The 382-nt window shown below is 61.8% G+C and carries 1 protein-coding gene; it reads left to right on the top strand.

The annotated features are described in order from the left end of the window. Positions 1-125 precede the first annotated feature (125 nt). Positions 126-382 (top strand): DUF4148 domain-containing protein (locus tag B7G52_RS23175; RefSeq protein WP_170954867.1); only part of this gene is annotated, 257 nt, incomplete at its 3' end.

Below are 382 nucleotides of genomic sequence, written 5' to 3'. Positions count from 1 at the left end.
GCAACAGTAAAGTTCATACATCGATGAGCCGCAACCAATAAACGACTCACCGAGGCTGGACAGACGGGATCAATGAGCCCGCCATGCCCGGACATGTTTATTCACTCTTCCAAGGAAATTTCATCATGAATGCATCCAAGTTCTTCGCTGTTGCCGCGCTTGCCACCGTGGCCTCTTTCGGCGCCCACGCTGACGAAGCCGATGGCTCGCAGTTTGCCGTCCAGTTCAACTCGACCCGCTCCGTGGCCGAAGTCCAGGCCGAAGCCGCCGCCAAAGTGAAAACCCACAGCCAGGAGCCTGCCGGCTCGCGCGTGGCGGCCACCGCGCAGTCCTCGACCGACCGCGCCACCGTGCGGGCACAAGCGGCCGACGCTGTCCGCCT

The sequence above is a fragment of the Polaromonas sp. AER18D-145 genome (genome assembly GCF_002379095.1).
Taxonomy (GTDB): domain Bacteria; phylum Pseudomonadota; class Gammaproteobacteria; order Burkholderiales; family Burkholderiaceae_C; genus Polaromonas.
Note: the sequence above shows the minus strand (reverse complement) of the source record. Positions and strands in the feature narration are given on the sequence as shown.